This window comes from Scytonema sp. PCC 10023 (genome assembly GCF_963920835.1).
Classification (GTDB): domain Bacteria; phylum Cyanobacteriota; class Cyanobacteriia; order Cyanobacteriales; family Nostocaceae; genus Kalymmatonema.
Genome location: NZ_CAWUDP010000113.1, coordinates 21,851 through 30,553 on the forward strand (window position 1 = coordinate 21,851; position 8,703 = coordinate 30,553).

The 8,703-nt window shown below is 45.2% G+C and carries 7 protein-coding genes; 3 read left to right on the forward strand and 4 right to left on the reverse strand.

The genetic code is table 11. From position 1 onward, the window contains the following. Nucleotides 1-171 precede the first annotated feature (171 nt). Complete coding sequence (locus ACM0OZ_RS40380) at nucleotides 172-861, forward strand: ATP-dependent Zn protease (RefSeq protein ID WP_414588494.1); 690 nt, start codon at nucleotides 172-174, stop codon at nucleotides 859-861. Here the strand turns inward: ACM0OZ_RS40380 and ACM0OZ_RS40385 are convergent. Together ACM0OZ_RS40385 and ACM0OZ_RS40390 are read right to left on the reverse strand one after the other, a co-directional pair. After that, nucleotides 846-1,874 (reverse strand): diguanylate cyclase, encoded by a 1,029-nt coding sequence (locus ACM0OZ_RS40385; RefSeq protein WP_414588496.1) that lies wholly within the window; start codon nucleotides 1,872-1,874, stop codon nucleotides 846-848. The two genes, ACM0OZ_RS40380 and ACM0OZ_RS40385, sit on opposite strands and share 16 nt — an antisense overlap. Before the next feature lie 1,069 nt (nucleotides 1,875-2,943). Beyond that, entirely contained in the window at nucleotides 2,944-3,153 is a 210-nt protein-coding gene (locus tag ACM0OZ_RS40390) for a heavy-metal-associated domain-containing protein (RefSeq protein ID WP_414588497.1), read from the reverse strand. Nucleotides 3,154-3,563: 410 nt separating this feature from the next. Here ACM0OZ_RS40390 and alaS point away from each other — a divergent pair, with 410 nt between their 5' ends. After that, nucleotides 3,564-6,203 (forward strand): alanine--tRNA ligase, encoded by a 2,640-nt coding sequence (gene alaS / locus ACM0OZ_RS40395; protein ID WP_414588498.1) that lies wholly within the window; start codon nucleotides 3,564-3,566, stop codon nucleotides 6,201-6,203. A gap of 397 nt (nucleotides 6,204-6,600) precedes the next feature. Here the strand turns inward: alaS and ACM0OZ_RS40400 are convergent, their stop codons facing one another. After that, entirely contained in the window at nucleotides 6,601-7,401 is an 801-nt protein-coding gene (locus ACM0OZ_RS40400) for an RMD1 family protein (protein WP_414588499.1), read from the reverse strand. A 101-nt stretch (nucleotides 7,402-7,502) separates the two neighbouring features. Continuing rightward, nucleotides 7,503-8,522 (reverse strand): tRNA-dihydrouridine synthase family protein, encoded by a 1,020-nt coding sequence (locus ACM0OZ_RS40405; RefSeq protein WP_414588501.1) that lies wholly within the window; start codon nucleotides 8,520-8,522, stop codon nucleotides 7,503-7,505. On the opposite strand from ACM0OZ_RS40405, the gene ACM0OZ_RS40410 reads away from it, so the two are divergent. Further along, nucleotides 8,490-8,703: hypothetical protein (locus ACM0OZ_RS40410; protein ID WP_414588503.1), on the forward strand; the 214-nt coding region annotated here is incomplete at its 3' end. The genes ACM0OZ_RS40405 and ACM0OZ_RS40410 overlap by 33 nt on opposite strands.

The following is an 8,703-nucleotide window of genomic DNA, read 5'->3' on the forward strand; positions in this document are numbered from 1 at the left end:
ATCGCGCAATCGCTTAGGGCAGTAACGCATGCTGCTCAAGGAATTGATGCCCTGCGGCTGCGCCTAACACATCCTACGTTTAATTATGTCCGCTTACTTATTTTCTAGTCAGCCAAGATCGACTCATAATAAAAAAAGAGTTAAGAAAGATTAAGCTGAACGATCTGTGGTATGAGCAAAACAGCCTTGAATTTAACAGCAATATCTATTTTTGTGATGACGATGTCTAGTCTTTTGGGACCATTGTTTCACTTGTCACCTACAGTCCCGGCAATTGCCACCTTTGCTGTTTTGGGAATAGCAACTTTCGATGCATTTAGTTTACAAGGTAAATGCGGAAATTTACTTATAGATTCGCTGGCTGGTTTTTCACCTGAACACAGAGAACGTATCATTCACCACGAAGCAGGACATTTTCTCGTCGCTTACCTGTTGGGTATTCCAGTTATCAGCTATACCTTAAGTGCTTGGGAAGCACTCAAACAAAAACAACCAGGGCAAGGTGGTGTGACCTTTGATGATGGCGAATTAGCATCCCAACTGGAACGCGGTACAATCAGTGCTCAAATAGTTGACCGTTACTGCACAATTTGGATGGCAGGTATTGCCGCTGAAACACTGGTTTATAAAAACTCCGAGGGAGGAGTTGATGATAAAAGCAAGCTATCAATGGTATTGACAAATATAGGATTTTCTGCATCAAGTTGTGAGCAGAAACAGCGCTTTTGTACCCTGCAAGCCAAAACGCTGCTGCAAGAAAATTGGGCGGCATATCAAGCTTTAGTCAATGCAATGCGACAACGTGCATCAGTAGCAGAGTGTACGTATGCAATTGCACAGGCTAATCAAGAAACAGCCTGAAGATGTGAAGCGTTAGGGAACATATGGCGACTGCAACCAACAACACGATTACGTCCAGTCGCTTTAGCTTGCAACAGGAATTGATCAGCACGTTCCAACAAGCTGGTTCCCTTGCTATCATCTTCTGGTTGTAAACAAGCCGTTCCGACGCTGATTGTAATGTTGATTGCGAGTTTGTCGTTAATTGCAAATGGTTGCTCGCTAACAATACGATTGAGACGACGCGCCACCAGCAGTGCTTCGTCGCAGGTGGTGTTGGTTAGAACAATGACAAATTCCTCTCCACCATAGCGGAAAGGGGTGTCACCAAACCGCAGATTGTGGCGCAGACGGTGACATAAAAGCTGCAACAGGCGATCGCCAACCAAATGCCCATAGCTATCGTTCACTTTCTTAAAATAGTCCACATCCAGAATCATCAATGAGAGCGCATCTCCATGACTACGGGCTTTTTGAATGTGCCTGGGTAACTCTCCGTCTAAGGCACGGCGATTCTTCAATTCCGTCAACGAATCAGCTAAGGATATGGCTGTCAACAAATCATTTGTCCGCACCAAATCGCGATACTTCTGTGCCTTACGCAAGCCTACAGTCAAGTGAGCTAGCAATAATTGTTCGTTGGCAGTTTCCTCTGCTGGAGGATTGCCTGTTTTTTGCTTTGGTAGCTGCCAAATGTAAGCATCAGCTCCTTGGCGTAGTGCAGCACAAGTCATCTCCAACTCCCATTCCCTGCCAAACTGACTTTTGCCAGCCAGCAACTCGGGATTATCCTCCACCAGGATACAGTAAATCCAGGATAGCTTTGTCTGTTCTTTCAACCAACGGCAGAGTTCCATACTGCCATGCAAACTAGCCTGTACCAGTATGACATCAGGCGGCTTGATTTGGATGCGTGACACCGCCTGATTTACATTAGCGATCGCTTCTACGCTAAAAGTGGATGCATCACGGAGCTGATCTGGAAGTGTGGCGAGAAAATGATCACCTCCGAAGACCAGAATAGATATATTCATTGCTCTGCTTTTTGCCCTATTTCAACTTCAAGGGTATATATCTGGTTAGATCTACTGATGCTCCCTGATTACTGATTGTGCCGATACATTAAGAACTACAAAAAACTCATACCCCCTTGATCTCTCCTACACTCAAAAGCAGTTACTCTTGAGGGCAGACTCCCGACACAATACGAGTTGATTGGTAGCGCGGTTTGCTCCGGTACTGAGTTTTTTACACCTTTTCCCCAGCCGATATTTTTGGCAACGGGGGGCACTCATTATTCCCTGATATTATTTCACTCTTATGTCTACCATAAATCTGTCGTTTTTCACCTCATGGTAGTTGAGCTTTCTTTATACAATCGCTGTCCTTTCGATTACTGATACAGAATGTCTGCCGTGTAAGCATTTCTTTCAAACAGTAGAAATACCGAATATTTTATGCAAGTATGAAGCGATTTCTCTAATACTCTAGATAGATTTTTCTGAAATTATGGTAAAATCAACAATCTAAACTCTTCCTCGCATAAAGAACTTTTTGAGGAAAACAAGCGATCGCTCCGAAAAACCTATACAGAACTAGTCAAAACTAGACAAAGCTGTGAGAGTGGGAGCGTGCAGACGCACGCGAAAGCTATGTTGATTAAGTTATTCAACTTTGTCGTTAGCGAAGCGGAACCAATACGGTTCGGCAAACTTAACTGAGAAATCAGGCTGGCAGAATATGCCATATAAGCAGGTCTTGCAAAACAAGACCTGTACTGTTAGGACCAGAAATGTACAGATGTATACAGCAATCAGGTTACAGTTTCAAACCCACAAGAGCGTATATTCAATAAACCATAACCTTTTTCCTATATTGCTTGACAATTTGTCAAAGAACTACGTAATACTACGTAATATTAACTTTTTATAAAAACTGACTCTAACAATTTAACCTACATTTAACAACAGGTCATTCTAGCCACTTAAAAAGAGCAAAGATTGACAAAAATTTTGTGGCAGTGATGCTGGGAAATCAGGTGTGAAGTATGAATGATGAAATACGAATCAACTACAAAACACTTCATCATTCATCCTTAATCATTCATCCGTGTTGATAACCTTCCACAGTGTAACCGGCAGCGACAATTGCCTGTTTGATGGACTCTTCAGAAGCTTGTGCTTCCACAGTCACAGTTTTCGCTTTGACATCCACATCTACTTTGGCATCAGGTTCCACAGTGTGGATCGATTCGGTAATCGTTGCTCCACAGTCTTCACAGGCAATATTCGGTACTGTCATTTTTAATGCCATAATCTACCTCTTTTAGGGAATTTTGATTTTTTTTTCTGCTTTTATTCTAATAATCGTCAGCACACTCGCTCATCCTACCAAAGTTAGGTGAGTGTGGCACAACATAATAGGTACACAAGCTACGACCTTAGCAACGCTTAGTGGTCGCAAACAGAAACAAAATGCAAAAATGGGGACTAGGGACTGGGGACTAGTACCGCTGCTTTGGAAGTCAAAAGTCAAAAGTCAAAAGTCAAAAAGCTGATCATGTTGCCTTTTCGCTGCTTTGAAATGGTGAAGCAGCGCTGCGGGAGGGTTTCCCTCCGCAGGCGACTGCTGAACCCGAAGGGTAGCTTTATTTCCGCCGCGCTGTACTAGGTCTTTTCCCAATCCCGAATCCTTAGTTATTGAAACTAATTTTGTAAATACCCATGTCTGATCATCCCCAGTACCTCGGCGGTAACGAAATTCGCGCCTTATTCCTTGACTTCTACGCCCAACGGGGACACCAAATTCTCCCGAGTGCTTCCCTTGTTCCAGAAGACCCAACCGTACTGCTGACGATCGCGGGGATGCTACCATTTAAACCCATTTTCCTAGGACAGCGTACACCAGAATTCAAGCGGGCGACAACTTCCCAAAAATGCATCCGTACCAATGATATCGAAAACGTCGGACGCACCAAACGGCATCACACGTTTTTTGAAATGTTGGGTAACTTCAGCTTTGGGGACTATTTTAAAGAACAAGCGATCGCCTGGGGTTGGGAGTTGACAACAAAAGTCTTTGGTTTACCCCCAGAACATCTCGTTGTCAGCGTCTTTGAGGAAGACGACGAAGCTTTTGAAATCTGGCGTGATAAAATCGGCGTTCCGGAAGCCAGAATTAAACGTTTGAGGGAAGACAACTTTTGGAATTCTGGTCCTACTGGTCCTTGTGGTCCATGTTCAGAAATACACTACGACTTTCACCCCGAACGCGGTGATGAGAATATTGATTTAGAAGACGACAGCCGATTCATTGAGGTTTATAACCTCGTCTTCATGCAATACAACCAGGATGCTCAAGGGAATTTAACACCGCTGGCTAACAAAAACATCGACACTGGGATGGGTTTGGAAAGGATGGCGCAAATCCTCCAAAAAGTTCCCAACAACTACGAAACTGATTTGGTTTTCCCCATTCTTAAAAAAGCAGCGGATATTGCTGGGATAGACTACGAATCGGCTGATGAGAAAACCAAAGTCTCCTTAAAAGTGATTGGCGATCATATTCGTGCGGTCGTCCATATGATAGCCGATGAAATCCGCGCTTCCAACGTCGGACGAGGTTATGTGCTGCGTCGCCTGATTCGTCGTGTTGTACGTCACGGAAGATTGATTGGCATTCAAGGAGAATTTACCACCCAAGTTGCTGAGACGGCGATCGCCCTTTCAGAATCAGCATACCCTAACGTGCGGCAACGCGAAAACGCTATCAAAGCGGAACTGCAACGCGAAGAGTCTCAGTTTTTGAGAACTTTGGAACGCGGCGAAAAACTGCTTGAGGAAATCATTGCCCAGGTGCAAAGCAAAGGCGAAACCCAAATCAGCGGTGAAAGTGCTTTTACTTTGTACGATACCTACGGTTTCCCCCTCGAACTCACTCAAGAAATTGCTGCTGAAAACAACCTCACCGTTGATGAAGCGGGTTTCAATGCAGAAATGCGTCATCAGGTAGAACGCGCCAAGGAAGCACACAAAACCATCGATTTAACGGTGCAAGGTTCTCTCGACAAGCTAGCAGAGGATATCCACGCGACAGAATTTTTAGGTTACACCCAAGCTATAGCGACATCTAAAGTCGAGGTGGTGTTGGTAGGCGGCGTTTCCCAAGAAGAAGCAGAAGCAGGGACAGAAGTGCAAATTGTCCTCGACCAAACCCCATTTTATGCAGAGTCGGGAGGACAAATAGGCGATCGCGGTTATATCTCCGGTGACGGTGTTCTCGTGACAATTCACGATGTGAAGAAAGAATCTGATTTCTTTGTTCACTTCGGACGCATCGAACGCGGTACAATCCGAGTAGGAGATGCTGTGACCGCACAAATTGATCCAGCTAATCGTCGCCGCGCCCAAGCCAACCACACCGCAACTCACTTATTGCAAGCAGCGTTGAAGAAAGTTGTTGATGAAGGGATATCCCAAGCAGGTTCCCTTGTCTCCTTTGACAGGTTGCGGTTTGACTTCAACTGTCCGCGTCCTCTGACACCAGAAGAAGTGCAGCAAGTTGAGGAACTGGTGAACATTTGGATTGGCGAAGCACACTCTGCCAAAGTGGAAACTTTGCCCTTAGCAGAAGCAAAAGCGAGAGGTGCTGTTGCCATGTTCGGGGAAAAATACGGCGAAGAAGTGCGCGTGATTGACTTTCCTGGTGTATCAATGGAACTGTGCGGTGGGACTCACGTCAGTAACACTGCGGAGATAGGAGTTTTCAAAATCGTCTCGGAAGCTGGCGTAGCGTCGGGAGTGCGGCGGATTGAAGCTGTTTCTGGTCCTGCTATATTAGATTACCTGAATGTCCGTGATAAGGTTGTGAAGGATTTGAGCGATCGCTTTAAGGTAAAACCCGAAGAACTCCCCGACAGAATCACCACTCTGCAAAACGAACTCAAAACCACCCAGAAGGAACTGGAAACTCTCAAATCACAGCTAGCTATTGCCAAATCTGATAGCTTGCTGCAAACAGTCGAATCGATTGGCGATTATAAAATTCTCGTCGCCAAGATGGAAGACGTTGATCCAGAGTCCTTAAAAACCGTAGCCGAACGCTTGCTGCAAAAAGTCGGTAATGGTGCGATCGTGTTGGGTTCTGTTCCGGAAGAAGGAAAAGTCAGCCTAGTTGCTGCTTTCAGTCCAGAGGTGAATAAAAAAGGCTTGCAAGCTGGGAAGTTTATTGGTGCGATCGCCAAAATTTGTGGTGGTGGCGGTGGCGGAAGACCAAACCTTGCACAAGCAGGCGGACGCGATGCGAGTAAATTACCAGAGGCGTTGGAACAAGCGCGGAGTGAGTTGAAGTCAGCGTTGGGTTAATTGTATTTTCTTGTGGGGCAGGCATCTTGCCTGCCTGGAAATATTAATAAATTTTTCACATCTAACCGAGATACAATACTTTCCATCGCGCTCGACATCATGCGTATTTTTCGTCTAAATACAGTCTCAGCCTTTTTTGTACCTTTTTCAACCCGTCGAACTGACGTGGAGAAAGTTTGAGGCTATGGATTAAAATTTTAAGCATTGCTAAATTGTAAGTGCAACAGCTTACAGCCAAAACAAGCTTTTTTTCCGTTTTTTGGTAAAATAGCAATTTTCTTTGTGTATCTATTTTACAGCAAGGGTTTCAGGCTGTGCATGGCGGCAGTGCCTTCGCTACTTCTACTACAGATTGGTAGTCAAAGCCAGCAATTGTTTACGATCTCCAAGTTTAGCGTTAGCCTTTGAAAAGGATGTCGTACAGTGATAGCAGAATCTCCACCACAATCAGAATCACCACATACCACTCTACTCGCTGGCTACTGCTATGCTGCATGAACTCCAGCACTGTTTGTGCAGTTTGGGAAATGAGCTCTAGTTTGCGTTCCAAGGCATTGTGACGCTCACGGATTTCGTATTCATCTTCCAAGCGCAGATATAAGTTTTCTAGCTGTGGGGATTCCCACAGCAGATCCGGCTTATCAATGATCTCTACTCGACCGACAATCTTATGTTGAACTAACAATGTAGTGCCGAGTTGACGCAGTAATTCCCGACTCTGGCGTCTACTCCTATTTTCAGAAAGGAGACTAGCTGCAAACGGTTCAATTTGATCAAATACAGTAGCTAGGCTAGTTTCATAATGAGACAGCACAACACTCTTAGCGAGAATATCAGCCACTATCTGTAAGCGTTCTACACTAAAATCATGCAGTAAAATTGTTCCTTCCTTAACTTTCTCACTCTGTTCAACGTTGAGCTGAACTTCCACCTCTTCTGTTTCCGGCTCAGCAAAAGAGTCACTAACTTGAGAGGATAGTTTAGTCAAGAAGGCTACCTTTTCTACAGGCTCAAGGTTAAACAGGACAACTGCACCATAGTCCAGCAGTACCGCACAGCCGTGTTCACCTACTGTAACCATTACTGGCATAGCCGCCAAGCAAACGTAATTCTCCAATCTTTGTACGTTAATCTTCTTACCAAGGAATAGGGCTTGCGCTCTAAAGCTATCTCTGTCATTAAAAAGGAGTTTTTGCATTGTCGCCTTAATTTATTTGTCGCATACCAAGTGTCCATTGAGACAGCTTGAAACGGTATAACCTTATTACTGATAAATCTGAACTAAATAGTTGCCAGGCGTTACACGCTCAAGGAGGGTGTTAGGGCTAAAGTTTTCGTTCCTTCAGCTAGGAGAACGCGATCGCACAGGTTAAACAGTTCTACCTCAGTTTGCGCCTGTCGCATCAGCCGCAGGAAATGACCTTCAGCGTCAACACTGAGGGCAATGTAGTTGAGGAACATTTTGAGGTAGCCTACCCGCGCTCGCTCTGGCATAGTGGGTGCTGTAGGGGTTTGCCATAAACGATCAATATAGTTGCGTACCTCTACTAAAGGAACGGGAGTGATCGGCTCGGAGCGCAAAGCCTGCCGAATTTGATTAAAAATCCAAGGATTCCCAATCGCCCAGCGTCCTACCATGATACCCGCCGCACCCGTTTGAGAAAGCACTTCCAGGGCTGTAGTCGCCGAGTGGATATTGCCATTAGCAAGCACTGGACAATCCACCCGTCTGACCGCTTCAGCAATCAAATCATATTTCACTGCCCCGTGGTACATATCTTTCACTGTGCGACCATGCAAACTCAGCAAATCAATGCTGTGGCGATTGATCATATCTAGAATTTCGTAAAAGGTATCTGTATTTTCAAAGCCTACGCGCATCTTGACGGTCAAAGGTCGATCATTCACAGCAGAACGCAGTTCTCCCAAAATCCGATCCACTTTTTCTGGTAAGAGCAGCAATCCACCCCCAACATTTTTGCGATAGATTCTAGGTGCTGGACAGCCCATATTCAAGTCAACTCCAGCGATATTATAACGGCAGAGTTCCTGTGCTGTTCTTACTAAGTCTGGAATGCTTTCGCCAATCATTTGAGCAAAAACGGGGCGGCCCGTGTCGTTTTCGGTGATTGCTGCCAGAATGCTACGATTGAGCCGTGAGGTATCATTCACGCGAAAATATTCTGTGAAGAAGTAGTCAGGACTGCCGTAGTGGGCAATGACCTTCATAAACCAGAGGTTTGTCACATCCTGCATGGGCGCAAGAGCAGTGAGGGGTAAATCTGGATGGAGCGATTGGGGGAGCGATACCTGGGACATAAAGATTCCAGCGATCGACAAAGCATTACTGTATCAAAAAAAGGTTACTTGTTGGGAACCGCAAACATAAAAGCCCAAAACTGCCAGAAAGGTGATGATTTTGATGCACCTCTGCCGGAAGAGATTCTTAAAACAGTGAACAGCTACCTACGCAGTGACGCCTGCTATGGTGGGGGATTTA

Coding starts and splice junctions, on each gene's coding strand:
- ACM0OZ_RS40380 (WP_414588494.1), top strand. CDS start 172: ATGAGCAAAACAGCCTTGAATTTAACAGCAATATCTATTTTTGTGATG.
- ACM0OZ_RS40385 (WP_414588496.1), bottom strand. CDS start 1,874: ATGAATATATCTATTCTGGTCTTCGGAGGTGATCATTTTCTCGCCACA.
- ACM0OZ_RS40390 (WP_414588497.1), bottom strand. CDS start 3,153: ATGGCATTAAAAATGACAGTACCGAATATTGCCTGTGAAGACTGTGGA.
- alaS (WP_414588498.1), top strand. CDS start 3,564: ATGTCTGATCATCCCCAGTACCTCGGCGGTAACGAAATTCGCGCCTTA.
- ACM0OZ_RS40400 (WP_414588499.1), bottom strand. CDS start 7,401: ATGCAAAAACTCCTTTTTAATGACAGAGATAGCTTTAGAGCGCAAGCC.
- ACM0OZ_RS40405 (WP_414588501.1), bottom strand. CDS start 8,522: ATGTCCCAGGTATCGCTCCCCCAATCGCTCCATCCAGATTTACCCCTC.